This is a genomic window from Thermaerobacillus caldiproteolyticus (assembly GCF_013761245.1).
GTDB classification, from domain to species: domain Bacteria; phylum Bacillota; class Bacilli; order Bacillales; family Anoxybacillaceae; genus Thermaerobacillus; species Thermaerobacillus caldiproteolyticus.
On the sequence record NZ_JACDUT010000007.1, the window covers coordinates 150,946 to 176,985 of the forward strand.

The 26,040-nt window shown below is 42.0% G+C and carries 26 protein-coding genes, 1 tRNA gene, 1 other RNA gene and 1 pseudogene; 1 reads left to right on the top strand and 28 read right to left on the bottom strand.

Annotated features, from left to right (window positions below; all coding sequences use genetic code 11):
• Positions 1-83: 83 nt before the first annotated feature.
• The 16 genes and pseudogenes from HNR31_RS12145 to HNR31_RS12220 all read right to left on the bottom strand — a co-directional run bounded on the left by HNR31_RS12145 (position 84) and on the right by HNR31_RS12220 (position 15,028).
• Entirely contained in the window at positions 84-494 is a 411-nt protein-coding gene (locus tag HNR31_RS12145; RefSeq protein WP_181556496.1) for an RrF2 family transcriptional regulator, read from the bottom strand.
• Between the two features lie 574 nt (positions 495-1,068).
• Positions 1,069-1,421: a transfer-messenger RNA gene (gene ssrA, locus HNR31_RS12150) on the bottom strand.
• 105 nt (positions 1,422-1,526) lie between these two features.
• Positions 1,527-1,994, bottom strand: a complete 468-nt coding sequence (gene smpB / locus HNR31_RS12155; protein ID WP_181556497.1) for an SsrA-binding protein SmpB — start codon at positions 1,992-1,994, stop codon at positions 1,527-1,529.
• A gap of 97 nt (positions 1,995-2,091) precedes the next feature.
• A complete protein-coding gene (gene rnr, locus HNR31_RS12160; RefSeq protein ID WP_181556498.1) occupies positions 2,092-4,362 on the bottom strand; it encodes a ribonuclease R in 2,271 nt (756 codons plus the stop codon).
• Between the two features lie 21 nt (positions 4,363-4,383).
• Positions 4,384-5,124, bottom strand: a complete 741-nt coding sequence (locus tag HNR31_RS12165) for an alpha/beta hydrolase (RefSeq protein WP_181556499.1) — start codon at positions 5,122-5,124, stop codon at positions 4,384-4,386.
• 75 nt (positions 5,125-5,199) lie between these two features.
• On the bottom strand, positions 5,200-5,433 hold the full coding sequence (gene secG, locus HNR31_RS12170; protein ID WP_181556500.1) for a preprotein translocase subunit SecG: 234 nt from the start codon (positions 5,431-5,433) through the stop codon (positions 5,200-5,202).
• A gap of 204 nt (positions 5,434-5,637) precedes the next feature.
• Positions 5,638-5,775, bottom strand: a pseudogene (locus HNR31_RS12175) (DUF2992 family protein); the annotation flags it as partial.
• 288 nt (positions 5,776-6,063) lie between these two features.
• Positions 6,064-7,356 (bottom strand): phosphopyruvate hydratase, encoded by a 1,293-nt coding sequence (eno, locus tag HNR31_RS12180; RefSeq protein ID WP_181556502.1) that lies wholly within the window; start codon positions 7,354-7,356, stop codon positions 6,064-6,066.
• A 22-nt stretch (positions 7,357-7,378) separates the two neighbouring features.
• The gene (gpmI, locus tag HNR31_RS12185) at positions 7,379-8,914 is read right to left on the bottom strand and encodes a 2,3-bisphosphoglycerate-independent phosphoglycerate mutase (protein ID WP_181556503.1); all 1,536 of its coding nucleotides are present in this window, start codon (positions 8,912-8,914) and stop codon (positions 7,379-7,381) included.
• Positions 8,907-9,668 (bottom strand): triose-phosphate isomerase, encoded by a 762-nt coding sequence (gene tpiA, locus HNR31_RS12190; protein ID WP_181556504.1) that lies wholly within the window; start codon positions 9,666-9,668, stop codon positions 8,907-8,909. The genes gpmI and tpiA overlap by 8 nt, the downstream gene beginning before the upstream one ends.
• A 37-nt stretch (positions 9,669-9,705) precedes the next feature.
• On the bottom strand, positions 9,706-10,890 hold the full coding sequence (locus HNR31_RS12195; RefSeq protein ID WP_181556505.1) for a phosphoglycerate kinase: 1,185 nt from the start codon (positions 10,888-10,890) through the stop codon (positions 9,706-9,708).
• Between the two features lie 118 nt (positions 10,891-11,008).
• The gene (gene gap / locus HNR31_RS12200; protein WP_181556506.1) at positions 11,009-12,016 is read right to left on the bottom strand and encodes a type I glyceraldehyde-3-phosphate dehydrogenase; all 1,008 of its coding nucleotides are present in this window, start codon (positions 12,014-12,016) and stop codon (positions 11,009-11,011) included.
• Positions 12,017-12,062: 46 nt separating this feature from the next.
• On the bottom strand, positions 12,063-13,082 hold the full coding sequence (locus tag HNR31_RS12205) for a sugar-binding transcriptional regulator (protein ID WP_181556507.1): 1,020 nt from the start codon (positions 13,080-13,082) through the stop codon (positions 12,063-12,065).
• Between the two features lie 127 nt (positions 13,083-13,209).
• A complete protein-coding gene (locus HNR31_RS12210; RefSeq protein WP_181556508.1) occupies positions 13,210-13,455 on the bottom strand; it encodes a glutaredoxin family protein in 246 nt (81 codons plus the stop codon).
• An 11-nt stretch (positions 13,456-13,466) separates the two neighbouring features.
• The gene (gene rpoN, locus HNR31_RS12215; RefSeq protein WP_181556509.1) at positions 13,467-14,765 is read right to left on the bottom strand and encodes an RNA polymerase factor sigma-54; all 1,299 of its coding nucleotides are present in this window, start codon (positions 14,763-14,765) and stop codon (positions 13,467-13,469) included.
• 191 nt (positions 14,766-14,956) lie between these two features.
• Positions 14,957-15,028 (bottom strand) — tRNA-Arg (locus tag HNR31_RS12220).
• Between the two features lie 240 nt (positions 15,029-15,268).
• Between HNR31_RS12220 and clpP the strand changes: the two genes are divergently transcribed.
• Positions 15,269-15,859 (top strand): ATP-dependent Clp endopeptidase proteolytic subunit ClpP, encoded by a 591-nt coding sequence (gene clpP, locus HNR31_RS12225; RefSeq protein WP_181556510.1) that lies wholly within the window; start codon positions 15,269-15,271, stop codon positions 15,857-15,859.
• 69 nt (positions 15,860-15,928) lie between these two features.
• Here the strand turns inward: clpP and HNR31_RS12230 are convergent, their stop codons facing one another.
• The 12 genes from HNR31_RS12230 to hisB form a co-directional block, all read right to left on the bottom strand.
• A complete protein-coding gene (locus HNR31_RS12230; protein WP_181556511.1) occupies positions 15,929-16,186 on the bottom strand; it encodes an HPr family phosphocarrier protein in 258 nt (85 codons plus the stop codon).
• Between the two features lie 20 nt (positions 16,187-16,206).
• Positions 16,207-17,169 (bottom strand): DNA-binding protein WhiA, encoded by a 963-nt coding sequence (whiA, locus tag HNR31_RS12235; RefSeq protein WP_181556512.1) that lies wholly within the window; start codon positions 17,167-17,169, stop codon positions 16,207-16,209.
• A 75-nt stretch (positions 17,170-17,244) separates the two neighbouring features.
• Positions 17,245-18,204, bottom strand: a complete 960-nt coding sequence (locus HNR31_RS12240; RefSeq protein ID WP_181556513.1) for a gluconeogenesis factor YvcK family protein — start codon at positions 18,202-18,204, stop codon at positions 17,245-17,247.
• A complete protein-coding gene (rapZ, locus tag HNR31_RS12245) occupies positions 18,201-19,094 on the bottom strand; it encodes an RNase adapter RapZ (RefSeq protein ID WP_181556514.1) in 894 nt (297 codons plus the stop codon). The genes HNR31_RS12240 and rapZ overlap by 4 nt, the downstream gene beginning before the upstream one ends.
• A gap of 21 nt (positions 19,095-19,115) precedes the next feature.
• Entirely contained in the window at positions 19,116-19,574 is a 459-nt protein-coding gene (locus HNR31_RS12250) for an NUDIX hydrolase (protein WP_181556574.1), read from the bottom strand.
• A gap of 414 nt (positions 19,575-19,988) precedes the next feature.
• On the bottom strand, positions 19,989-20,936 hold the full coding sequence (trxB, locus tag HNR31_RS12255) for a thioredoxin-disulfide reductase (RefSeq protein ID WP_181556515.1): 948 nt from the start codon (positions 20,934-20,936) through the stop codon (positions 19,989-19,991).
• A gap of 91 nt (positions 20,937-21,027) precedes the next feature.
• Positions 21,028-22,512, bottom strand: coding sequence for a tetratricopeptide repeat protein (locus HNR31_RS12260; RefSeq protein WP_181556516.1), 1,485 nt, complete (start codon positions 22,510-22,512; stop codon positions 21,028-21,030).
• Between the two features lie 174 nt (positions 22,513-22,686).
• Positions 22,687-23,319 carry a bifunctional phosphoribosyl-AMP cyclohydrolase/phosphoribosyl-ATP diphosphatase HisIE gene (gene hisIE / locus HNR31_RS12265; protein WP_181556517.1) on the bottom strand — a complete coding sequence of 211 codons (633 nt, stop codon included), beginning with the start codon at positions 23,317-23,319 and terminating at the stop codon, positions 22,687-22,689.
• Entirely contained in the window at positions 23,316-24,074 is a 759-nt protein-coding gene (gene hisF / locus HNR31_RS12270) for an imidazole glycerol phosphate synthase subunit HisF (RefSeq protein ID WP_181556518.1), read from the bottom strand. The genes hisIE and hisF overlap by 4 nt, the downstream gene beginning before the upstream one ends.
• The gene (gene hisA / locus HNR31_RS12275; protein WP_181556519.1) at positions 24,071-24,808 is read right to left on the bottom strand and encodes a 1-(5-phosphoribosyl)-5-[(5-phosphoribosylamino)methylideneamino]imidazole-4-carboxamide isomerase; all 738 of its coding nucleotides are present in this window, start codon (positions 24,806-24,808) and stop codon (positions 24,071-24,073) included. The genes hisF and hisA overlap by 4 nt, the downstream gene beginning before the upstream one ends.
• Complete coding sequence (gene hisH / locus HNR31_RS12280) at positions 24,808-25,443, bottom strand: imidazole glycerol phosphate synthase subunit HisH (RefSeq protein WP_181556520.1); 636 nt, start codon at positions 25,441-25,443, stop codon at positions 24,808-24,810. The genes hisA and hisH overlap by 1 nt, the downstream gene beginning before the upstream one ends.
• A complete protein-coding gene (gene hisB, locus HNR31_RS12285; RefSeq protein WP_181556521.1) occupies positions 25,444-26,031 on the bottom strand; it encodes an imidazoleglycerol-phosphate dehydratase HisB in 588 nt (195 codons plus the stop codon).
• Positions 26,032-26,040: the final 9 nt, after the last annotated feature.

The following is a 26,040-nucleotide window of genomic DNA, read 5'->3' on the forward strand; positions in this document are numbered from 1 at the left end:
AACTGAAATATTTTTTATTACAGTTATATTCAAAAAAATTTATGGTGCACAACTAACACAAAGGATTAGTTGTGCTTGTAAAACTAACTATTATTGATTTCATCAATGATATCTTTGATCGTGACACTTTTTAAATAGTTTAAAAAGTGTTCTTCCGCATTGTGACAAACGCGAATGAGTATATCTGATAGGTGTTTACCTATTGGGCAATTCTCATTGGAATCGGGACATTTCGGTACAAGCGTTTCCTCACTAGTGACTTTAAATATTTTGTCTAACGTAATATGTTCAGGCTGAGCGTTTAAAGAGAATCCGCCTTTTGCCCCTTCTTTGGAAGTAATAATATTTTCTTTCCTTAATATGCTCAAAATTTTCCTTAACCTTACTGGGTGGACAGAAACACTTTGAGCGATGTCTTCACTGGTCACTCGTTGGTTTTGCTTTTTGGCTAAATAAGCAACGCAGTGAACGGCAATCGAAAAATCGCTATTCATAATGAACCTTCCTCCTAAATGTAATAATAATGATTACAGTTTGTGTTGTCAACTCGTAAATAACTTCTTTTGGTCTGCCGTGAATAAAGTTTATGACATTTTGTCAAAGAACCTCCTGACCTTAGAATTAGCTCTAAAATGTAGATTTATATATGAGTGAATCCTGTCTCGATGCGACGATATAAAGTTAGTTAGAAAGAAGGCGAACAATGTTACAAGATTTTGCCGTTTACAAAAACCGGGTTTTTGCAAGATCATAGAATAATTTACCAAATGGTTGGTATTAAAAAGATAGTTGTATACATATTAGTTTATAATGTAAGCGTACATATACGTAACGTTTAGGAAAATATATTGTGAAAATCACAATTGGATGATAAATATATGATTTCACATTTACCAGAAAGTCATTTCAATCATAAAAAAGAGGGTGTCCCCAAAGTAGAAATGGGACACCCTCTTTATTCACTACATGTTGAAGTATATATTTGCCGTAAGTTTTTTAAATATCAACTTGTCAAAGTGACAAATTTATGGTTTAAGCCAATATGCTTTACATCCCATTTTTTATGTATGGTGGAGACGGTGGGAGTCGAACCCACGTCCAGAGATATCGCCACTTAAGCATCTACGAGCGTAGTCGGTATATTTTATCTTCGCTGCATCTTCCGCCTACCGACAGGCCTCCGAGCAGCTAGTCTGATTCGTCTCTTCCCTCGTCCTCAGACGGCGGACTTGGGCGTAGCCCACTTGTTATGAACCCCTGACCCACCACATGGGCGATGGCGGGAGGAGCTAGCTGCGGTTATTAGGCAGCTAAAGCGTAATTTTCTTTGCCAGTTATCTTTAGGTGACGTTTTTACGAGGACGATCCCCTCGGCTCGCAGCTTAAGCTCGATCTACCCCTGTCGAATCCGTAACGTCCCCGTGTTGGAGAAACGTTCATGAGACAAGCTTAAGCCTAGATGAACTGGCATTGACACTAATTATTATAGCACAGCAGCTTTATTTTTCAATTGTAAAGTTTTGGTGTTATATTTTTTGCCGTTCACGGAAGGCGCGTTCAACTTCACGTTGTGCTTCTTTCCGTTTCATATCTTCGCGTTTGTCGTATTTCTTCTTCCCTTTGCCGACTCCTAACAACAACTTCGCAAAACCATTCTTAATATATAATTTTAACGGAACAAGAGTATAGCCTTGTTCTTTCGTATAGCCAATCAGTTTATTGATTTCGCGGCGGTGAAGAAGAAGCTTTCTTGTCCGCAATGGATCATGGTTATAGCGGTTTCCTTGTTCATACGGACTAATATGCATATTGTGAACAAATACTTCGCCTTTTTCGACTTTGGCAAATGAATCTTTTAAGTTCACCTTTCCGGCACGAATTGATTTAATTTCTGTTCCTTGTAAAACGATTCCTGCTTCATACGTTTCTTCGATGAAATAATCGTGATGCGCTTTTTTATTTTGAGCAATAAGTTTCCCTTCACCTTTTGGCATCGCGCTCTTCCTCCCCTTGTAAAGACAAATGATATTTTAACAAAAATCCTTAAAAAACTCAATGAAGGAGAAAGCCTCTCAATGCAAGAGGCTTTCGTTATCGTTTCTTCTTCTTTTTCTTCTTTTTCGCTTTCAAATGCGGAACGTCTTCGTAAAATTTTTTGTTCTTCGATTTTTTCCGTTCTTTTTTCCCCTCAATCACAAGTGGAGTTCGTTTTGCTTCTTTGGGGCGACGACCTTTCATGCCGACGATTTCAAAATCAACAATACGTTCATCTTTGTTGACATTAATGACACGAACAGTGATTTCGTCGCCGATGCGGTATACTTTTCCTGTTCGTTCGCCGATCATGGCGTAATGGCGCTCGTCATAGCGGTAGTAGTCATCTGTTAAGTAGCTGACATGGACAAGACCTTCAATCGTATTCGGCAGCTCGACAAATAAACCGAAATTCGTCACTGAGCTAATGATTCCGTCAAACTCCATGCCGATTTTGTCTTCCATAAATTCTGTTTTCTTCAAGTCATCCGTTTCACGCTCTGCCTCAACAGCACGGCGTTCCATATTTGAAGCATGTTCAGCAATATCAGGAAGCTTTTCCGCCCATTTTTGTTGTGTCTGTTCGTCTAATTGTCCGTTAATTAAATACGTGCGAATGAGACGGTGGACAATTAAATCCGGGTAACGGCGGATCGGTGACGTAAAATGTGTATAAAAGTCGGTGGATAGTCCATAGTGACCGAGACTCTCTGCATCGTAACGCGCTTGTTTCATCGAGCGAAGCATGACGGTCGATACAACCATTTCTTCCGGTTCGCCGCGTACGGCTTCTAAAATTTCTTGCAGTGCACGCGGATGGATTTGATTTCCTGTTCCTTTAACGATATAGCCGAAATTCGTAATAAATTCAAGGAAACGCTGCAATTTTTCCGGTTTTGGATCTTCATGAACTCGGTAAATAAACGGGACGTTCAGCCAATGGAAGTGCTCTGCGACCGTTTCATTCGCAAGCAGCATAAATTCCTCAATAAGGCGTTCAGCCACCGAACGTTCACGCAACACAACGTCGTACGGTTTTCCATCTTCGTCAACTAATACTTTTGCTTCTTTAAAATCAAAATCGATCGCGCCGCGTTTCATCCGCTTATTGCGTAAAATTTCCGCAAGTTCGGCCATCAGTTCAAACATTGGTACAAGCTGTTCGTATTTTTTGCGCAATTCTTCGTCTTTATCGACAAGAATTTTGTTAACATCCGAATACGTCATGCGTTCAGTTGTACGAATGACACTTTGAAAAATTTCATGGCTGACGACTTCGCCATGTTCATTAACTTCCATTTCGCATGAAAGCGTCAACCGATCCACTTTCGGGTTGAGTGAACAAATGCCGTTCGATAGACGGTGAGGAATCATTGGAATAACGCGGTCGACTAAATAGACGCTTGTACCTCGTTCATATGCTTCTCGGTCAATCGGCGAGCCTTCTTTTACATAATGGCTCACATCGGCGATATGAACCCCTAATTTATAGTGACCGTTGTCTAGCTTCGTCACAGTGACGGCATCGTCTAAGTCTTTTGCGTCTTCTCCGTCGATGGTGACAATCATTTGGTCGCGCAAATCGCGGCGGCCTTGTAAATCTTCTTCCGAAATCGTATCCGGAATGCTGTTAGCATGAGCAAGGACATCCTCCGGAAATTGAAGCGGCAGACCATGTTTATGAATGATCGATAAAATATCGACACCAGGGTCGTTTTTATGGCCGAGGATTTTGATGACTTCCCCTTCGGCACTGATCCGTCCTTCTGGGTATGTCGTTAATCTTACGACAACTTTATGTCCTTCTACCGCGCCATTTGCCGCATGCTTCGGAATAAAAATGTCATTGACGATTTTTTTGTCGTCAGGAATGACAAAACCAAAATGTCTGCTTTCCGTGTATGTGCCCACGACTTCCGTCACGCCGCGTTCTAAAATACGAACAATCGTTCCTTCCTTGCGTGCACCGGACGCTTGTGAGCTCACGCGCACTAACACCGTATCTCCATGCATCGCGTTTTTCAACTCGGAAGGCGGGATAAAAATATCATCAAGTGTCGGGTCTTCGGGAACAACGAACGCAAATCCTTTAGCGTGACCAGTGACTTTTCCGCGCACTAAATTCATTTTTTCCGGCACGCCGTAACGATTGCTCCTCGTGCGTACGACAAGCCCTTGTTCTTCCATCGCAACAAGCGCTTTAACGAATTCTTTAAATTCAGCTGCGTCTGTGATACCGAATACTTCTTCCAATTCTTGAACCGTTAGCGGCTTGTACGCTTCATCTCTCATAAAAGCTAAAATTCGATCGACTAGCGATTGTTCCATCCTGTTCCCTCCTTTCGGGGATTACCAATCTAATGACTCTAAAAACTCATAAATATCTTCGTGAAGCTGATCTTTCTCCTTATCTAATGTAATGACATGCCCTGATTGTTCGTACCATTTGATTTTTTTCACCGGTGATTCAACACCGTTATAAATAATATTTGCACTATCAGTATTAATCATGTCATCATGGCGCGCTTGAACGACAAATGTCGGCGCATAGATTAAATCGATATGGTCGCGGACTTCGGCAATGAGCTGTTGCAGTGCTTTTAACGTTTTCATCGGCGTCTGTTTAAACTCTTCCATTTCTTTTTCAATTTGCTCAGGGGTTTTTCCTTCACGTTTTTTATATTCGCGCGCATATTGTAAAACTCCCTGGTACATCGTTTCCTCACTTTTAATATACATTGGTGCACACATCGGAACGATCCCTACTACAGGTACAGTGTAACCTAATTTGAGGGAAAATACGCCACCAAGCGATAATCCAACAACAGCAATTTTTTCGTAGCCCTTATTTTTTAAAAATTCATAGGCGTTCATCACATCTTGCCACCAATCATTAGGACCGGTATGTACAAGTTCTTCCGGCGGAACACCATGTCCTTTATAAATCGGCGCATGGCATGTATATCCTTTTGATTCAAGAAAGCGCCCTAACATTCGCACGTCTGATGAGTTTCCAGTAAATCCATGGAGCAATAAAACCGCTCGTTCTCCTGCTTCAAATGTAAACGGCTTAGGTGAAACTAATTTCATGATGTATAACCCCTTTCTTTTTCATGAAACAGAAAAGGCAGCCCCTTTTATCGATGGACCGCCCCCTTTTTAAGGTTAAAATTGCAAATACGTCACGGCAATGGATAAAGCAAAAAATAAAATGGCTAACACAATCGTAATGCGCTGTAATACCGCATCTAATCCACGTGCTTTTTGCTTTCCGAACAATTGCTCAGCACCGCCTGTAATTGCACCGGAAAGTCCTGCACTTTTTCCTGATTGCAATAACACGACAGCAATCATCGCAATTGATACAATCACTAATAACGTCACAAGCAGAGTATGCATGTTCCACTCCACCTCCTAAAAAAACGCACATTGCAATAATTTTAATGTATCATAAATTGGCTCATTACACAATAGCGTTTCCCTTCAGGAAATACGAAAGCAGATGTCTTGAAAGCAAGATATCCAACGCTGTATTCCCTTCCACAATGTTTTCCTTGTTTTTTTGTGCTTTTGCATTTCAAGCGGCACAGAGATTGGTGTGTGTCATCTGCACAGTAATGATCGCATCGGTCCATTGACAAACGCTACCACTTCTTCCGATTTCGGTTCTGAACCAAGCACGTAGCAAACCGCTTTTAAAGCTTCTCCTTTCTGTTGCTCAACCAAATCCATCCAGAATTCCCCATCGTAAAACCGTCAATTTCATGAAAGGACGCTCCTTTAAAAATTACCGACAGCGGCGGACATCCCAAGGAGGGGAAGGTTACTGACACTCTTCACTCGAGTGCGCACGGACTACCGACCGGGACTGTGTTTTTACACTGTCTATGTTTATTATATGTTTTTTTATTGGCAATAAGAAAGTATTTCCACACCATCCGAGTCATAATTGCGCGCGCTTTCGAGTTTTTTATTTTGTTAAAAAGGCCTAACCGATTGTCCGGTTAGGCCTTTTTGTAGATGGCAGTATTATTTTTTCAAATTGTAGAATGATTTGATGCCATTATAAATAGCTGTATCGCCAAGTTGATCTTCGATGCGAAGCAATTGATTGTATTTAGCAACGCGGTCTGTGCGAGAAGGTGCACCTGTTTTGATTTGACCAGCGTTTGTTGCAACAGCAATATCAGCGATCGTGCTGTCTTCTGTTTCACCAGAACGGTGAGAGATCACCGCTGTATAGCCAGCACGTTTTGCCATTTCAATCGCGTCAAATGTTTCCGTAAGCGTACCGATTTGGTTGACTTTGATTAGAATCGAGTTGCCAACGCCTTTTTCAATACCTTCCGCAAGTTTTTTCGTATTTGTTACGAATAAGTCGTCACCAACAAGCTGAACTTTTTTACCAAGACGTTCTGTTAATAGTTTGTGTCCATCCCAGTCGTTTTCATCAAGACCATCTTCAATAGAGATGATTGGATATTTAGAGACAAGCTCTTCATACCATGCAACCATTTCTTCAGACGTTTTCACAACGCCTTCGCCTTCTAAATGATATTTGCCATCTTCTTTGTTGTAAAGCTCAGAAGATGCTACGTCCATTGCAAGCATGACTTCTTCGCCTGGCTTGTAACCCGCTTTTTCAATCGCTTCGATGATGGTTTGCAATGCTTCTTCGTTTGATTTTAAGTTTGGCGCGAATCCACCTTCGTCACCAACCGCTGTGTTGTAACCTTTTGCTTTTAATACTGCTTTTAAGCTATGGAAAATTTCCGCACCCATGCGAAGCGCTTCACGGAACGTTGAAGCACCAACAGGCATGATCATAAATTCTTGAATGTCGACGTTGTTGTCAGCGTGTGCGCCGCCGTTTAAGATGTTCATCATTGGAACTGGAAGTGTTTTGGCGTTAAATCCACCGAGATATTGGTATAAAGGTACTTCTAAGTAATCAGCTGCAGCGCGAGCAACGGCCATCGAAACGCCTAAAATCGCGTTTGCGCCTAATTTTCCTTTGTTTTCTGTTCCGTCAAGCTCAATTAATGTTTTATCGATACCCACTTGGTCAGTTACATCAAAGCCGATAATGGCTGGAGCGATGATTTCGTTCACGTTTTCAACCGCTTTTAATACTCCCTTGCCAAGATAGCGGCTTTTGTCACCATCGCGCAATTCTACCGCTTCGTATTCACCTGTGGAAGCACCGCTTGGTACTAACGCGCGGCCAAAGGCACCAGACTCCGTATATACTTCGACTTCTACTGTTGGATTTCCACGAGAATCTAATACTTCACGTGCATATACATCGACGATAATTGGCATAATGAATCTCTCCTTTTCTTTTTTATTTAACAATTAACGTTTTTCCTGTCATCTCTTTTGGCTGTTCTAAACCAAGAAGATCGAGCATCGTTGGCGCTAAATCACCTAAGATTCCATCTTTACGAAGCTCGATTCCTTTCTTTGTCACGATAACAGGAACCGGGTTAGTCGTATGAGCAGTTTGTGGATTTCCATCTGGAGTAATGACTTCATCAGCGTTTCCATGGTCTGCGGTAATAATCGCAATACCGCCTTTAGCAAGGATCGCATCCACAACTTTTCCAAGACACTCGTCTACCGCTTCAACCGCTTTAATCGTTGGCTCCAATTTACCGGAATGGCCAACCATATCTGGGTTTGCGTAGTTTAAAATAATCGCATCATACTTATCAGCTTCAATTTCTTTTAATAGCGCATCCGTTACTTCGTAAGCGCTCATTTCCGGTTTTAAGTCGTATGTCGCTACTTTCGGCGAGTTAATTAAAATGCGGTCTTCACCCGGAAATTTTTCTTCGCGTCCGCCGCTCATAAAGAATGTGACGTGCGGATATTTTTCCGTTTCAGCAATACGAAGTTGCTTTAAGCCGTTTTGCGATAACACTTCACCAAGAGTGTTATCGAGATTTGTTGGTTTAAACGCTACATACCCTTTTACTGTTTCACTGAAATGCGTTAAGCATACAAAGAACAAGTTTTTTGGATGCTTCGGTCCACGGTCAAACGAACGGAAATCATCGTTTGTAAATGTATTTGAAATTTGAATCGCCCGGTCTGGACGGAAGTTGTAGAAAATCACAGCGTCTTCATCTTTAATGGTTGCTACTGGAGAACCATCTTCTCGCACGATGACAGACGGAAGAACGAATTCGTCAAAAATGCCGTTTTTATAAGAGTCTTCAATGCATTCAAGCGGATCTTGATACGTTGGTCCTTCTGCATAAACCATCGCACGATAGGCTTTTTCGACGCGCTCCCAACGCTTATCACGGTCCATGGAATAATAGCGGCCGGACAATGTCGCGATTTCCCCAACACCGTACTCCTTGATTTTCTCTTGCAATTCTTTAATATATTTCGGTGCAGTTTGCGGTCCGACATCACGACCATCTAGGAAGCCGTGAATGTAAACGTTTTTCACACCTTCTTTTGCAGCTAATTTTAGCAACGCATAAAGATGGTTAATATGACTATGCACACCGCCGTCAGAAAGAAGACCAAAAATGTGTAAATTTGTGCCCTTTTCTTTCACATGATTCATCGCCGCTAAAAACGTTTCATTACGTTCAAACTCGCCTTCGCGAATGGCGATATTCACACGTGTAAGGCTTTGGTAAACGATGCGACCTGCCCCGATATTTAAATGACCGACCTCAGAGTTTCCCATTTGGCCTTCCGGTAGACCAACTGCTTCTCCGCAAGCCGTTAATGTCGCATGAGGATATTCATTCCAGTAACGGTCAAAATTCGGTTTTTTCGCTTGCGCTACAGCATTTCCATACGTTTCTTCACGAAGGGCAAAACCATCTAAAATAATTAATGCAACAGGTTGTTTACTCATGGCGTCCTGCCTCCACTAGTTGTAAAAACGATTTTGGATCTAGGCTAGCGCCGCCCACTAAGGCGCCGTCAATGTGTTTTTGCGCCAAAAATTCTTTAATGTTGTCTGGCTTGACGCTGCCTCCATACTGGATACGCACAGCATCCGCCACTTCCTGCGAGAATTTTTTCGCAATCACAGAGCGAATATGCCCGCACACTTCGTTAGCATCTTCCGCAGTTGAAGATTTGCCCGTACCGATGGCCCAAATCGGCTCATACGCGATTACTACTTGTTTTGCATCCGCTTCGGTCAAGCCTTCAAGCGCCTTTTCAACTTGAGAACCAACTACTTCATTTGTTTTTCCGCTTTCTCGTTCCTCTAACGTTTCACCGCAGCAAACAATTGGAATTAAGCCGTGTTTAAATGCAGAAATGGTTTTTTTGTTTACCGTTTCGTCCGTCTCTGCAAACATTTCGCGGCGTTCAGAGTGCCCGATAATGACATAAGTAACACCGATATCTTTTAATGCCACTGGGCTGATTTCTCCCGTATACGCACCGCTTTCTTGGAAATGCATATTTTGCGCCCCAATTTTTAAATCAGAGCCTTGTGTGTTTTGTACTAAACGTTCTAAAAATAACGCTGGTGCGCATATAACGGAATCCACTTTATCAGCAGAAGGAACAAGCCCTTTTACTTCCTCGACAAAGCTCACGGCTTCCGCCAGCGTTTTATGCATTTTCCAGTTTCCTGCAATAATTCGTTTTCGCATCTGTTGATCCCTTCCTTTCTATAGGGGATTGAGTCATTTATTTATCATTTAAAGCGACAACCCCAGGAAGTTGCTTTCCTTCCATAAACTCAAGCGAAGCTCCTCCGCCAGTTGAAATGTGATCCATTCGATCAGCAAGACCAAACTTTTCAACTGCAGCCGCTGAATCACCGCCGCCGATGACGGAATATGTATCTTTCGCATCCGCTAACGCTTGAGCGACAGCTTTTGTTCCTTCAGCAAACGCATCCATTTCGAATACGCCCATTGGTCCGTTCCAAACAACGAGTTTTGACTTCATAATAATATCGCGATAAAGCTCACGCGTTTTCGGACCAATATCCAATGCTTCCCAATCGCTTGGAATTGCATCAATATCAACGACTTTTTTATTCGCATCGTTTGAGAAGTCATCAGCTACAACAACGTCCACAGGCATGTAGAAGTTTACGCCCTTTTCTTTTGCCTTCTCCATAAACGATTTTGCAAGCTCAATTTTGTCTTCCTCAAGCAAAGACTTACCAATTTCATGGCCTAGTGCTTTCACGAATGTGTAAGCAAGACCGCCGCCAATAATTAAGTTATCGACTTTATCTAATAAGTTTTCAATAACGCCAATTTTGTCTTTTACTTTCGCTCCACCGATGATTGCAGTGAATGGACGATCTGGGTTAGAAAGAGCTTTTCCTAATACTTCAATTTCTTTTTCCATTAAAAAGCCCGCAACCGCTGGTAAATAGTGAGCAATTCCTTCTGTAGAAGCATGAGCGCGGTGAGCTGCACCAAATGCATCGTTTACATAAATATCCGCTAACTCTGCAAATGCTTTAGCCAATTCTGGGTCATTTTTCTCTTCACCAGGATAGAAACGAACGTTTTCAAGAAGCAATACGTCGCCTTCGTTCATTTCTGCAATCGCTGCTTTGACCGCATCGCCATACGCTTCATCCGTTTTCACAACATTTTTGCCAAGAAGCTCACTTAAGCGCTCAGCAACAGCATTGAGACGCATTTCTTCAACGACTTTTCCTTTCGGACGACCAAGATGGCTCGCTAAAATGACTTTTGCCCCTTGTTCGACTAAATATTGAATCGTTGGTAAAGCTGCGCGAATGCGCGTGTCATCTGTGACTTTGCCATCTTGCATCGGCACGTTGAAGTCAACGCGGCAAAACACACGTTTCCCTTTGACATCAACGTCACGGACAGTTTTTTTGTTCATGGCAAAACGCCTCCTTTTTAGACAATATCGTCTTCGCCATACGAAAGGGAGTGGGGATGACCCCCGCTCCCCTCTCCATTTCTCTATTATAGACTTGATTGAGCGACTAAGACAATGATTATAAACCTTTTGATGCGATATATGCAGCAAGGTCAACAACGCGGTGAGAGTAACCTGTTTCGTTATCGTACCAAGAAATAACTTTCACCATTTTTCCTTCCATGACCATTGTAGAAAGTGCATCGATTGTAGAAGAAGCTGTGTTGCCATTGTAGTCACGAGATACTAATGGCTCTTCGTTATATGCTAAAATGCCTTTTAATTCGCCTTCTGCTGCTGCTTTTAATGCTGCGTTTACTTCTTCGACTGTAACTTCTTTTTCTAGCTCTGCAACAAGGTCAACAACAGATACGTTTGGAGTTGGTACGCGCATTGCCATACCGTTTAATTTTCCTTTTAACTCAGGTAATACAAGAGCTACTGCTTTTGCCGCACCTGTTGTTGTTGGAATGATAGACTCAGCCGCTGCACGAGCACGACGTAAATCTTTGTGAGGTAAATCAAGAATTTGTTGGTCGTTTGTGTATGAGTGAACGGTTGTCATCATACCGCGAACGATACCAAATTTTTCATGTAATACTTTTGCAAATGGTGCTAAGCAGTTTGTTGTACAAGAAGCGTTTGAAATCACATGATGGTTTGCTGGGTCGTATTTATCTTGGTTTACGCCCATAACGATTGTGATGTCTTCATTTTTAGCTGGTGCAGAGATAATTACTTTTTTCGCACCTGCTTCTAAATGTTTCGCAGCATCTTCACGGTTTGTGAAGCGACCAGTTGATTCAACAACGATTTCAACGCCTAATTCGCCCCAAGCTAATTGAGCTGGGTCACGCTCTGCTTTTACAACGATTTCTTTTCCGTTGACGACAAGATTATTGCCGTTTACAGACACTTCGGCATCTAATGTGCCATGAACAGAGTCATATTTTAAAAGATGTGCTAATGTTTTTGCGTCTGTTAAGTCGTTGACAGCAACAACTTCGACGTTAGGATTTTTTAACGCAGCGCGGAAAACGTTACGACCGATACGACCGAAACCGTTAATACCAATTTTCACTGCCATGTTTAGTTCCTCCTTTAATGATAAAAATGTTATATTTTCAGGGATGTTACTCCCTTATTAACGCTCGGGCTGCTCCTTCATCGGTAATTAAAATGGAATGAGGAGCTTGTTTCATATACGCCTTAATCGCTTTTGCCTTTGAAGCACCGCCAGCAACAGCAATGACATGTTGGACATGCTCTAGGTCCTCAAGCTGAATGCCAACTGTTTTGACTTTATGCACAACTTCGCCTTCTTGGTTAAAGTAATAACCAAATGCTTCGGCCACAGCATAACGTGCTTTGATTTTTTCCATATCCTCTTCAGGAGTTTTTCGACGTTCTGCCATTGTTATAGCATCCCCGATTCCATGAATAACCATACTCGATGATTTAATGAGCTGAAGCACTTCTTTTACCGTCGGCTCTTCAATGAGTGACTGATACGCTTCATTGCTGAGATGATCAGGAACATGAAGAAGCCGATAATTTCCCATCGTTTTTTCTGCCATTTTGGCACAAATGGTGTTCGCCTGGTTTTTTACATCTTCTCCTAAGCCGCCTCGTGCTGGAACGAATAAAACATCGCTTTGTTTGGAATCGGGAGTCATCATCTCCGCTACAGCAGCGAGCGTCGTTCCCCCTGTAACAGCGACAATGTTTTTGTCTGTCAATCTTTCTTTCATACAGGCCACACAAGCTCTTCCCATTTCTTTTTTCACCCAAGGAGAAAGGTCACTATCACCAGCGACTACAATGACATCTTCAATATGAAGTGTGTGCTTTAATTTTTTTTCTAAATCTTTTAAACCTAAAACTTCTCTCATGACGTCTTCAAGAATATGCAACAATTCGTTTCCTTCCGACGTCACGCTCATGCCAGCGGAACTCATGATCAACAGGTTTTGCTCTTTTAAAAACTGCACTTCGGAGCGAAGCACGCGCTCACTGATCCCCAAACTATTGGATAACACTCTTCTACCGATCGGTTGCATAAGACGAATGTATTGCAAAATACGGTACCGTTTTTGCATAACATCAAGAAGGTCAGGTAATAATTTCTTCTGGGCCTCAATTAAAGACTGCATGTATTCCCTTCTCCTTGCACAGAATATACATGGACCTAAAATGTCCCGCTATGACTTATTATGTCCCGCTTGTGTGAAAAAAATTACTCCTGCTACGTTTTTATTGTAACAGGAGTAACATAAATCTTCAACTATTCAACTCCCGAAGTAAACGCTTTCTTAAAATTTCTTTTTGAATCATCCCATAGTCGATTTCCTCTCCATCAATTTCGACGACCGGAATCATTAACTGATATTTTTCTAATAATGCATCGTCGCTGTAAACATCAATTTCATTGATTTGAAAATCGTACTCTTTTTGCAACTCTTGCAAGACTGCTTTCGCTTTTTCGCATAAAGGACAATCGACTTTTGAGTAAAGATTGACTACCATGATTTCACTTCCTAATACTGTTTTCGTTTGGCTGATGATGGGATATAGAGCTGCTCGCGATATTTCGCGACCGTTCGTCGTGAAATCGCAATACCATGCTGTTCATGCAACATATCAGCAATCTTTTGGTCGGATAAAGGTTCTCGCTTGTTTTCGGCTTCAATGAGCTGCTTAATCAACGCTTTTGTTTTGGTAGCAGAGGCCTCTTCGTCAGCGCTTACAGAAGAAAGCGAACTCGTAAAAAAGTACCGGAGCTCTACCGTGCCAAACGGTGTTTGTACATATTTATTTTTCACAGCACGGCTTACCGTCGATTCATGAATGTTAAGAGCATCCGCAATTTCACGCATAGTCAAAGGCTTTAAAGCGGTTAAGCCTTTTTCGAAACATTGTTTTTGCCTTTCCAAAATTTCTGTCATAACGCTCACTAACGTTTGCTTACGCTGTTCTAAGCTTTTCGTCAGCCAAAGAAATTGACGATATTTTTCTTTGATGAATAATTCAACTTGTTCATCTTGCCGACAAGCGAGTTTCTTTTCATATTCACGGTTCCATATTAATTCTGGGAGAATCTCGTCATTAAATAGAAGGCGCAAGCCTTCTTCAGAGCGTTCGATGACGAAATCCGGCACAATAAAATGCGGTTCAATTTTTGTATAATGGCTGCCTGGGCGAGGTTCAAGGGTGCGAATTAAATCCCAGACTTGCTGCAAATCGGTAATGTCCACATGCAATTGTTTAGATAATGCTTTCCAAGCTTTCTCCACGAACAGTGAAAAATGCTGTGACACAATTTGCTCCGCTAATAAATTCCGCTCCGGTAAACGTTGTAATTGGAGGTATAAACACTCTTGCAAACTGCGTGCCCCCACACCGGCAGGCTCAAGCGATTGTAACAACTGAACCGCTTCTTCTACTTCATCTTCAGAGACGGCTAAATGAGCGGCAACATCCTTCATATCCGTACGCAAATAGCCGGCATCATCAAGTGAATTAATTAAATAACGAAGAATGTGTCTAGTTTTTGGGGACAGCGACATCGAATGAAGCTGAGACAATAAATAAGAAGTTAGCGTTTCAGAACGAACGCTTATATTTTCAATCACGTTTCGCTTTTCTTGATGAGACAAAGATTTATATGATTGCCCCGGTTTATGATCGTTAATTTCAAGAAACGGATTATCCAGCGACTGTTCGTACAGAAACGATCGCAATTCCAGAGTGGAATACTGCAATAGCTCAATCGCTTGTGTTAATTCTTTTGTCAATGAAAGCCTTAGCCGTTGTTCTTGGAGTAATTCCGCTCTCATAGTCGCACGCCTCCTTCTCCATTTATTGTACATCAACCTGCACCAGGCGTATATGGTAATGAATTGTAAGAAAACGATCTATATTAGTACTGCTTTGAACGTTCCCAACTATCTATAAAATATATATATTCGTACACTTTCCAAAAAAGAAAGACCTATCACTCACGGTGATAGGTCTTTCTCAGGTTATACGCCCTCGGCAGGATTCGAACCCACGCTAAGAGAACCGGAATCTCTCGTGCTATCCACTACACTACGAGGGCATGGTGTTGCGAGGACATGGCGTTTAGTTGCACATTCAATTATAGTGAAGATTATTCTCTTTTGCAAGAGGAAAATGTGTTTAAAAAATAGAAAAGCGGATATGATGAAAAAAGGGATGAAGATGAGTCATAACGAATAATAATGAAGTAAGGGCAGGAGGTTTTGTTTGACCTTCATTGACCAATTATGTATCATAAAAATACATACGATTTTAACCGATTGGTAAAGGAGGAAGTTCCATGAATTTAATTCCTACAGTTATTGAGCAAACAAGTCGCGGTGAACGCGCATATGACATTTACTCCCGTTTGTTAAAAGACCGCATTATTATTCTCGGTAGCCAAATTGATGACCATGTGGCCAACTCGATCGTTTCGCAGCTTTTATTTTTAGCCGCAGAAGATCCAGAAAAGGATATCTCTCTTTACATTAACAGCCCAGGTGGTTCGATTACAGCAGGAATGGCGATTTATGACACAATGCAATTTATTAAGCCTGATGTATCAACGATTTGCATTGGAATGGCTGCATCCATGGGTGCATTTTTGCTTGCAGCAGGAGCAAAAGGAAAACGATTCGCTTTACCAAATAGCGAAATCATGATTCACCAACCTCTTGGAGGCGTGCAAGGTCAAGCGACAGAAATCGAAATTGCTGCTAAACGCATTCTTTTCTTACGCGATAAATTAAATCGTATCCTTTCCGAGAACACAGGACAACCAATTGAAGTCATCGAACGAGACACCGACCGTGATAACTTTATGACAGCGGAAAAAGCAAAAGAATATGGATTAATTGACCGTGTCTTAACAAGAGTCGATGAAAAATAATCGACGTTTTTATTAACGAATGAGGCTGTTCTCTTTTTATGTGGGAACAGCCTCGTTTTTATCGATTTATTATCCTTCGTTTTGTACGTACTTAGCTAACGCTTCAAGCGCTTCTTTTTCATCCGGACCGTCAGCAATGAGTGTAATGACAGCCCCTGAACTGATCGCCAAGCTCATTAATCCCATAATACTTTTTGCGTTGACTTTTTTTCCGTCTTTCTCTAAATAAATATCCGACGAAAACCGGTTTGCTTCTTGTACGAATAACGCGGCTGGACGTGCCTGTAATCCCGTTTTTAGCAACACTTCCACTTGTTTTTCCACCATATTCCTGTCTCCCCTTCACTCTAAAGTGATTTATGAAAATCAATTGGTTGACCAGCCCGTAGTTTTTCGGCAATCTCATCAATTTTCCTTAATCGATGATTGATTCCTGATTTGCTTATCTTTCCTCCGGATACCATTTCACCTAGTTCTTTTAACGTAACATCTTGATAATTAATTCTTAATTCAGCAATTTCCCGCAATTTTTCTGGAAGCGCGCTTAGACCGATCGTTTCATCAATGTAGCGAATGTTTTCGATTTGCCGAAGAGCTGCACCAATTGTTTTATTTAAATTCGCTGTTTCACAGTTAACAAGGCGGTTTACTGAGTTTCTCATATCACGAACAATCCGGACATCTTCAAATCGAAGCAGCGCTTGATGAGCGCCAATAATATTTAAGAACTCAGCAATTTTTTCCGCCTCTTTTAAATACGTAATAAACCCTTTTTTTCGTTCTAACGTTTTGGCATTGAGAAAAAAGTGACTGTTCATTAATTCACATAATGAATCGCTATGTTCCTTATATAGCGAAAAAATTTCAAGATGATACGATGAGGTTTCCGGGTTATTGACCGAGCCTCCCGCTAGAAACGCGCCACGCAAATACGCGCGTTTACAGCATTTCTTTTTGACGAGCTCGGGAGAAATGACGCGAATAAGAGAAAAATCTTCCTCTAATATTTTCAAATCCTCTAACAGCTCACGAGCACCTTCTACTACTCGAACGATATACACATTATTTTTCTTTAACCGCATTTTTTTGCGGACTAATAACTCTACTGTAACGGAATATCCTTTTTTCATTAGCGTGTAAATTCTTCGGGCAATCGCCGCGTTTTCCGTTTGCACATCAACGGTTACTCTTCGATTCGAAAAAGAGAGCGAACCATTCATGCGCAAAAGCGCGGATAATTCTGCTTTCAAACAGCAAGGTTTCACTTCAAGGCTCGTTAATTCTTTTTTCGTTTCCGACGCAAACGACATCGTTGCCACCTCCGTATTCATTGTTTGCAAAGAGGAAGAAGGAGGTGCTAAAAGGATTCGATAGAGCTGGAAGGATTATGTTGGTAACAGTGAAACAAGCAATGACGCAACTTTTTTTGTGTCATGACGAATGACTTGATCTTCGTAGCTAACGATATGGTCACGAATGACCGTCAGCCCTAATTCCGTTAATTTTTCACTATCATCCTTGACCGGTTCTGCTAACTCTTCGGCGTAACGCTGTTGAATCTCCTCTGGAATATGTCCGCTGTTCACAACAATCATATCTAAAAAAGCGCAACCCATATGAGCATATAGCGCTTTCACATGATCGCTTGCAGTATAATGTAATGTTTCACCAGCTTGGGTCATGACATTGCATATATAAATTTTTTTCGCTTTTGCTCGACAAACTTCTCGACCGATTTTTGGAACTAATAAATTAGGTAAAATACTTGTATATAAACTACCTGGGCCAATCACAATTAAATCAGCAGCACGAATTTCATCGATCGTTTCGGAAAGCGGTTCAATGTTCTCCGGCGTTAAAAATACTTTTTTAATTTTTTTTCCCGAATAAGGAATTTTCGACTCCCCAGAAACAATCGTTCCGTCTTCCATTTCAGCATGAAGGATAACGCTCTTATTGGCAGCTGGCAACACTTTGCCGCGCACATTGAGCACCTTGCTCATCTCCCGAATCGCCCGAACGAAATCCCCTGTGATCGATGTCATTGCTGCTAAAATTAAATTTCCCAACGAATGTCCGGATAGTCCATTACCATTTGCAAAACGATGCTGAAATAACTCGACAATGAGCGGTTCCACATCTGAAAGCGCCGCTAGTACGTTTCGAATATCTCCCGGTGGTGGCATATCGAGTTCATCCCTCAGTCTTCCCGAACTGCCTCCATCATCTGCAACTGTGACAATTGCTGTGATGTCAACGGCATATTGTTTTAACCCACGTAACAATACCGGCAGTCCCGTTCCTCCACCAATGATGACAATCTTAGGATGTCTTTTTTTACTCATTTATATTTTTCCTTTCTCCTCTCCATGTCACGGTGCGAAACATGGGTTTTGTAGTCTTTCGCAAAATGGTTGGCAATATATTCAGCAAGGGCAACAGACCGATGCTGTCCTCCAGTGCAACCGATTGCGATGACAAGCTGGCTTTTTCCTTCCCGCTTATAATGAGGAAGCATAAAAGTCAATAAATCAATCACTTTTTCCAAAAACTTTTGTGTTTCATTCCATTTTAATACGTAAGTAGAAACTTCTTCATCCAGTCCCGTTTTCGGTCTCATATGTTCAATGTAATGCGGGTTCGGCAAAAAACGCACATCAAATACTAAATCTGCATCAATTGGAAGACCATATTTAAAACCGAACGAAACCACGTTTACCGTAAACGTTTGATGCGCATGGGACGAAAATTGCTGTAAAATTTTCTCCCGTAATTCTCTTGGTTTTAAATCTGATGTATCGTAAATGATTTGCGCTCTTCCCTTTAGCTCCTCAAGCAATTGTCGCTCAAGACGGATTCCTTCAAGCGGTAATCCGTTTGGCGCAAGCGGATGCGTGCGGCGCGTTTCTTTATAGCGCGCAACGAGCGTCGAATCTTTTGCATCAAGGAATAAAATTTGTGGCGTTACCCATGACTGTTCCGCTAAATCATCTAATGCGGTAAACAAGCTTTCGAAAAAGTCGCGGCTACGCAAGTCCATGACCAGTGCTACTTTATTCATTTTATTCCCCGACTCTTTCATTAACTCCAAAAATTTTGGAAGCAATGTTGGTGGTAAGTTATCGACGCAAAAAAAGCCTAAATCCTCAAAACTTTGAATTGCTACCGTCTTTCCTGCTCCTGACATTCCCGTAATAATGACCATTTGAATGTTACTTGTGGAACCTGTGCTCATCTCTATCTCCCCTCCTCTCTCTTAACTTGGGTCTAAGCGGTAAGAAAGCAGTTGAAAATCTTCGGTATACGTAAACGTTCCGTATATAATGCCAGAGCCTTTCAATACATAATCTAAAATATGATAATCTCCTGGTGCCATGGGAAGCTCATGAACCGTCTCAATCGGATGCCATTCTAAATTTCCTTCTTCACAATAAGGTACATGTTCCCCTTCAAACTGGTGGGCAAAAAATGTAAACATCATCCATTCTGATACCACTTGTTCTTGTTCTTTGATAAGAATAGTAAAAACCCCTTTTAGCTCCGGGTTTTTTAAATAGATTCCTGTTTCTTCACGATATTCTCGTATACAAGCTTCGCGAATGGATTCTCCTTGCTCCATTTTCCCTCCCGGAGCGACCCACCAGCCGCGCCTTGGTTTTTGCAGCAATAACACTTTTCCATCTTTGACAAGCACACAATTTGTCACGCGTTGCAACACGCTCACCTCAACATCATTCAATACAAATTCCAAAACTCCTATTTGTTTTATTATACTATTTCTGACAAAGAGCTACAATCAAGAAAAGCGGAGATGACAGCCGAACATCGAACATCGTGTCCCTCCTGCCGAAGCAGAACTGAATCGCCGCAAAGAGGGGCATCAAAGCTAGACATCAAGAAAAGCAGAAGCGCCCCAATTTCGCCTAAAAACTGTCCGCGTCCTGTGGGCAAGACGAAATGTTGTCATCCTAAGCTTCCTCGAGACTAAATCATAAAAAAGAAGCACGGGAAAGGGTACCCGTGCTTAACAAAAAGATCTATATAAAAGGGGGTCAATTACTTATCTTTAGAATACAGAAAAATTATTTCATACGTGTTACAATCGAGTTAAACATGTATTACGATTTCATTACTTTACGTTTAATCTTTCTTTTAGTTCCTCTACATAGTGTTGCGCGCTTTGCGCTGCAATACTTCCATCGCCTGTTGCTGTCACAATTTGACGCAATGATTTTTCACGAACATCTCCGGCAGCAAAAATGCCCGGCACTTTTGTTTCCATATGCTCATTTGTTTCAATATATCCATTTTCGTTTGTAATGCCAAGACTCTCAAACGGTTTGGAAAGAGGAACCATACCAATATAAATAAATACACCATCGCAAGGAAATTCGCGCTCTTCCCCTGTTATTGTACTAACGAGTGTGACGCTCCCTACTTTTCCATCTTTATTATTAATTTGTTTCACTGTATGATTCCAAATAAAATCAATTTTTTCATTAGCAAACGCACGGTCTTGTAAAATTTTTTGCGCCCGCAACTTATCGCGGCGATGCACAATTGTTACTTTATTCGCAAAACGAGTTAAATACACGCCTTCTTCGACTGCAGAGTCGCCGCCACCGACAACGACAAGGTTTTTCCCTTTAAAAAACGCCCCGTCACATACGGCACAGTATGAGACACCGCGACCGCCTAATTCCGCTTCGCCTGGAACTCCTAACTTTTTATACTCTGCTCCTGTAGCGATAATAACAGCACGCGCTTTATATTGTTTGTCGCCGACGACAACGGTTTTATATTCTTCTCCATCAATAACTTCTTTTACATCACCGTAAGCGTATTCGGCTCCGAACTTTTTCGCATGTTCAAACATTTTTGTTGCCAATTCCGGACCTAAAATATGCTCATAGCCCGGGTAGTTTTCAACATCTTCTGTGTTTGCCATTTGCCCGCCTGGCACGCCGCGTTCAATCATTAACGTCGATAAATTGGCGCGAGATGTATAGACAGCGGCAGTCATCCCAGCTGGTCCGGCTCCCGCGATAATGACATCATAAATTTTTTCTTCCGCCACGATATTCCACTCCTTTTTGATCCTACTTGTCTGTTTATTATTTCCTTATCCTTATCGTATATAATTGGCATACAAACGTCTATTAATTTGCTCAAGACAAAAGTTCTTTTACTTTCTTCACATATTTTTTCACCGTTGATAAAGAAACATTATATTTCTCTGCGATGAATTTTTGGGTAATATACTGTCCTTGTTGCTGCCTCCATACATACTCGGTTGCCGCAGCCCATGCAGAATGATTAGAAAAGTGCTCGGTTGTTTCTAGCGCTTTTACAAATATATAAAACCAAGTGATGTACATTTTTTCATCGTCAAAATGATTTTTTTCCCATAATCGATTAATGACTAAGTGGCTATCAGCTATATAAACAGGAATAAGCGGATTCGTTTCAAAGAGAACATAGTCAGCAAATTGTTTAATTAACGGATGGTTAGCCATATGGCGTTTTACATTGCTATAAGCCACTAATTCGTTCTTATAGAGGGATTTGCTCATTAAATATAACCCGTACAAAATTTCCTCTGTTTTCGTACCGTTGAGCCATTGTGTAATTTTTTCTATTTCCTTCTGTATGAAGAGGGGAGAGTCGTTCCAAGGTTCTTGGCCTTGCTTGTCCGGGCTTAAGTTGATGACTTTTTCCCAAGCGGTTTTTGCCAGTTGGTCATGTCCTGTATAATAAGCAGCATAGGAAAGCCAATAATAAAAAGAATAATCACCGTCAAAACGAATTTTATATAAGTGCCGCAACCATTTAAATGCAAGGTCAAAACGACCGACAAGCGCAAACGTTGCCCCAAGCTTGTAACGATGTTCGACTAAAAAAGGATGAACACGCGCTAATTGCTGAACAAGGCGGTCGACTTGCTTATCATCGCGTAAATAGTAGTAAAACACAAGCCGATTACAAAGAGCGTGCAAATTACCCGGATTTCGTTCGAGCACTTCGTGAATAATTTCTTGTGCTCTTTTTGCATTTCCCATGTAAAAATGCGCTAACGCCAAGTTATTATAAGCAGACCAAAATTCCGGATAATCAGCAATAATGCTTTCTAGCACGTTGATCGCATCGCGAAAATCCCCTTTTTCGAGCAGTGTGCGCGCTTTCTCTTGCTTCACAATTAAATCATCTTGATTGCCGATCTCATCATAATCTTCGTTTTCAATGCTTAATAATTCGATTAAATCTTCCGTCTCATCTGCAAAATCGCCGTTAGGATCGCGCTCGAGATATGTTTCTGCATATTTCATGGCTTCACGAAATAAGCCGAGATGCGCATAATTATTAGCTAGAAAATAAAAACATTCATTCATCTCGCGGTCAAGTTCGTGAATTACTTTGAAAAACAACTGATTCGATGCTTGATATTCGCCTAACTCTGCTAAAACAACAGCGAGCTGGGAGACAAACATCGCTTCACGTGCATTTAGCTGCACCGCTCGTTCCAAATACTTTTTCGCCTTATATAGATCACGACGTCGGTAAGCGTTTATTCCTTTTTCAAAATAATATTCACCGCTCTGAACGAACGGAATGATTTTTGCTGTCGATCGATTCGGTTTCAATTGTTTTCCCATCTAGTCCTCCATATTCCGTTGAATTCACCGAACAGAAGTATAGCATATTCTTGCGCCGAACAGTAAGGTTTCCAGAAAAAATAACAAAAGCTGACTCAAAAGTCGTCAAGCCCTTCCGATACAATACATCCTGCCATCATCAGGGGAAGCTAGACGACATGAGTCAGCCTCTCGCTATTGTTTCGCTGCATGACGCTCGCTTAATACGTTCAAAACGGCATCAAGCGGAAGTTTTTGTTCCCGTAAAAGCACAAGCAAGTGATACAACAAATCCGCTACTTCCCATTTCAATTCTTCCGGATTGCGATTTTTTGCAGCAATAATCACTTCTGCAGCTTCTTCGCCGACCTTCTTTAAAATTTTATCAATCCCTTTTTCAAACAAATACGTGGTGTACGCTCCTTCTGGTCGTTCTGCTTCACGCTCAGCGATAACTTTTTCAAGCTGATCAATAATCGCGAACCGATCAGTCAATGGACGAAAGCTTTCTCCATCAACACGTTCAGAAAAGCAAGAATAGCTCCCCGTATGACAAGCAGGCCCAGCTGGTTCGACAAGCACAAGGAGCGCATCTTTATCGCAGTCATAACGCATTTCGACAATGCGTTGCGTGTTGCCGGAAGTCGCTCCTTTATGCCAAAGCTCCCCGCGCGAGCGGCTGTAAAACCAAGTTTCACCCGTTTCTAGCGACTTTTTGAGCGATTCTTCATTCATGTATGCAAGCGTCAACACTTCTTTACTTTGTGCATCTTGCACGATCGCTGGAACAAGTCCTTTTTCGTCAAATCGAATGTGAGAGACGTTCACCGCACATTCACTCCTCTCTCTTTCAAATATGCTTTCACTTCTTTCACCGATGTCTCTTTATAGTGAAAAATCGACGCTGCCAATGCCGCATCTGCTTTTCCTTCGCAAAACGCCTCAAGAAAATGTTCTGCCTTGCCCGCACCTCCTGAAGCAATGACAGGAACAGAAACCGCTTCGCTCACCTTTTTAGTTAACGCTAAATCAAAACCGTTTTTGCCGCCATCACAATTCATGCTCGTTAATAAAATTTCTCCCGCACCGCGCTTAACGGCTTCCTTCGCCCATTCGACCACTTCCCAGTCTGCTGCATTACGCCCCCCATGTGTATACACGCGCCAAGAGCCAAGCTCATCATCATATTTCGCGTCAATGGCGACAACGATGCATTGCGAACCGAAAAAATCGGCTCCCTCGTTAATAAGTTGCGGATTTTTAACGGCTGCCGTATTTAAGGAAACTTTGTCCGCACCTGCGCGCAAAATCCTTTTCATATCCTCTAACGAATGAATCCCGCCGCCGACCGTAAAAGGAATCGCCAGTTGTGCAGCAACTTTCTCAACGACTTCAATCATTGTTTTCCGTCCTTCGTGGGAAGCGGAAATATCTAAAAACACAAGCTCATCCGCTCCTTGTTCATCATAAAACTTCGCTAGTTCCACCGGATCGCCAGCGTCACGTAACTGAACAAATTGCACTCCTTTAACGACTCGTCCATCTTTGACATCTAAGCAAGGAATAATGCGCTTTGTAATCATTCGTCTTGCACCACCTTCAGCGCCTCAGCAACAGTAAACTGCTTCGTATATAGTGCTTTTCCTACAATAGCTCCAACAACGCCATCTTTCGTAAATTCCTTCAATGCTTTTATATCAGCAAGCGAACTTACTCCACCGGAGGCAATGACGTTTTTTCCGGTCACACGCGCCATTTCGGCAACGGCTTGTATATTCGGCCCCGACAACATTCCATCTGTGGCAATGTCCGTAAAAATAAACGTCTGTGCTCCAGCTTCCGCTAGCTCTTTTCCGAGCTCTGTCGCTTTAACATTCGAAGTGTTTAACCACCCTTCTGTGGCGACAAAGCCGTTTTTTGCATCTATCCCAACTGCAATGCGTTCACCATATTTTTTTAGCATCTCTTTGACAAACGGTGGATTGGCGATAGCAGCACTTCCTAAAATCACGCGGGCAACCCCATTTTCCAAATAATACACGATATCTTCTTCCGTACGAATGCCGCCGCCAATTTGCACATTGACATTGAGCTGTTTCACCACTTCCAGTACAAAACGATCGTTAACGCGCTTTCCTTCTTTCGCACCGTCTAAATCAACCATATGAATCCATGTTGCTCCCTGTTCGGCAAACAATGCGGCCATGTCAACCGGCGAATCTCCATATACGGTCTCTTTATTATAATCACCTTGCAGAAGACGAACACATTTGCCTCCGCGCATATCAATCGCCGGATAAATCGTAAACGCCGCCATCACTCATTCCCCTTCCCTTCCACGATGTTTGCATAGTTTTGTAAAATGCTCATGCCGATGTAGCTACTTTTTTCCGGGTGAAACTGTGTGCCAAACACGTTTCCTCTACCAACAACAGCAGGAACATCGACATCATAGGAGCTGCTCGCTAACACAACGTCTTTATCCTTCGTATCGACATAGTACGAATGCACAAAATAAACGTGTCCTTCTTCGACATTCGTTAGTAGCGGGGACGGATGGCGAAAGATAAGGCGATTCCATCCCATATGCGGCACTTTATACGTTTCACCGCTTGCGGTTACGCCCGGAAACCGGACGACGCGACCTTTCAATAATCGTAATCCTTCTGTTAATCCGTTTTCTTCGCTTTCTTCAAATAAAAGCTGCATGCCAAGACAGATGCCAAGTAAAGGGATTCCCTCATTGGCAGCTGTACGAATAAATTCCGACAGCCCCGTCTCATTTAAAATGCGCATTGCATCCTTGAAGGAACCGACACCCGGCAAAATCAGACCCTTGGCTTCTTTTAATTTGTTGAGATCATCAGAAATAAAATATTCATAGTCTAGGCGCTCTAACGCCTTGCTGACGCTATATAAATTGCCCATACCGTAATCAATAATGCCGATCATTTATAACATTCCCTTCGTTGATGGAACTCCTTTAATACGCGGGTCAATCATTGTTGCCTCATCCAATGCGCGCCCTAATGCTTTAAATACCGCTTCAATCATATGGTGCGTATTGCGTCCATAATGGACGATAACGTGCAGATTCATGCGTGCTTCAAGGGCTAGCTTCCATAAAAATTCGTGAACTAATTCCACATCAAACGTCCCTACTTTTTGGCTTGGAAACTCACCGCGAAACTCGAAATGCGGACGGTTGCTCAAATCGATAACGACTTGTGCAAGCGCCTCATCCATCGGCACAAACGCATTGCCGTAACGTTTAATCCCTTTTTTGTCACCGAGCGCTTCCCGAAGCGCCTGCCCTAAACAAATGCCGATATCTTCTGTTGTATGGTGGTCATCAATGTCAATATCGCCTTTGGCTTTGACCTGTAAATCGAACTGTCCATGCTTTGTAAACAAATCGAGCATATGGGTTAAAAACGGTACCCCTGTATCTAACTCCGCTTTTCCTTCTCCATCAATAGCAAATTGCAGCTGAATATCAGTTTCTTTTGTCGTCCTTGAAATCGACGATTTCCGTACCATTCCCGTTGC

Excerpts from the sequence above, each read along its gene's own strand:
- eno (WP_181556502.1), bottom strand. The coding sequence starts at position 7,356 with ATGCCAATTATCGTCGATGTATATGCACGTGAAGTATTAGATTCTCGT.
- clpP (WP_181556510.1), top strand. The coding sequence starts at position 15,269 with ATGAATTTAATTCCTACAGTTATTGAGCAAACAAGTCGCGGTGAACGC.
- hisH (WP_181556520.1), bottom strand. The coding sequence starts at position 25,443 with ATGATCGGCATTATTGATTACGGTATGGGCAATTTATATAGCGTCAGC.
- rapZ (WP_181556514.1), bottom strand. The coding sequence starts at position 19,094 with ATGAGCACAGGTTCCACAAGTAACATTCAAATGGTCATTATTACGGGA.
- HNR31_RS12260 (WP_181556516.1), bottom strand. The coding sequence starts at position 22,512 with ATGGGAAAACAATTGAAACCGAATCGATCGACAGCAAAAATCATTCCG.
- HNR31_RS12210 (WP_181556508.1), bottom strand. The coding sequence starts at position 13,455 with ATGGTAGTCAATCTTTACTCAAAAGTCGATTGTCCTTTATGCGAAAAA.
- HNR31_RS12240 (WP_181556513.1), bottom strand. The coding sequence starts at position 18,204 with ATGAGTAAAAAAAGACATCCTAAGATTGTCATCATTGGTGGAGGAACG.
- gap (WP_181556506.1), bottom strand. The coding sequence starts at position 12,016 with ATGGCAGTGAAAATTGGTATTAACGGTTTCGGTCGTATCGGTCGTAAC.
- secG (WP_181556500.1), bottom strand. The coding sequence starts at position 5,433 with ATGCATACTCTGCTTGTGACGTTATTAGTGATTGTATCAATTGCGATG.
- hisA (WP_181556519.1), bottom strand. The coding sequence starts at position 24,808 with ATGGCGGCGTTTACGATTTATCCGGCGATTGATATGCGCGGAGGCAAA.
- tpiA (WP_181556504.1), bottom strand. The coding sequence starts at position 9,668 with ATGCGAAAACGAATTATTGCAGGAAACTGGAAAATGCATAAAACGCTG.
- HNR31_RS12145 (WP_181556496.1), bottom strand. The coding sequence starts at position 494 with ATGAATAGCGATTTTTCGATTGCCGTTCACTGCGTTGCTTATTTAGCC.
- whiA (WP_181556512.1), bottom strand. The coding sequence starts at position 17,169 with ATGTCGTTTGCGTCGGAAACGAAAAAAGAATTAACGAGCCTTGAAGTG.
- smpB (WP_181556497.1), bottom strand. The coding sequence starts at position 1,994 with ATGCCAAAAGGTGAAGGGAAACTTATTGCTCAAAATAAAAAAGCGCAT.
- HNR31_RS12230 (WP_181556511.1), bottom strand. The coding sequence starts at position 16,186 with ATGGTGGAAAAACAAGTGGAAGTGTTGCTAAAAACGGGATTACAGGCA.
- HNR31_RS12195 (WP_181556505.1), bottom strand. The coding sequence starts at position 10,890 with ATGAACAAAAAAACTGTCCGTGACGTTGATGTCAAAGGGAAACGTGTG.
- gpmI (WP_181556503.1), bottom strand. The coding sequence starts at position 8,914 with ATGAGTAAACAACCTGTTGCATTAATTATTTTAGATGGTTTTGCCCTT.
- HNR31_RS12165 (WP_181556499.1), bottom strand. The coding sequence starts at position 5,124 with ATGAAATTAGTTTCACCTAAGCCGTTTACATTTGAAGCAGGAGAACGA.
- HNR31_RS12205 (WP_181556507.1), bottom strand. The coding sequence starts at position 13,082 with ATGCAGTCTTTAATTGAGGCCCAGAAGAAATTATTACCTGACCTTCTT.
- rnr (WP_181556498.1), bottom strand. The coding sequence starts at position 4,362 with ATGGAACAATCGCTAGTCGATCGAATTTTAGCTTTTATGAGAGATGAA.
- hisF (WP_181556518.1), bottom strand. The coding sequence starts at position 24,074 with ATGATTACAAAGCGCATTATTCCTTGCTTAGATGTCAAAGATGGACGA.
- hisB (WP_181556521.1), bottom strand. The coding sequence starts at position 26,031 with ATGGTACGGAAATCGTCGATTTCAAGGACGACAAAAGAAACTGATATT.
- rpoN (WP_181556509.1), bottom strand. The coding sequence starts at position 14,765 with ATGAGAGCGGAATTACTCCAAGAACAACGGCTAAGGCTTTCATTGACA.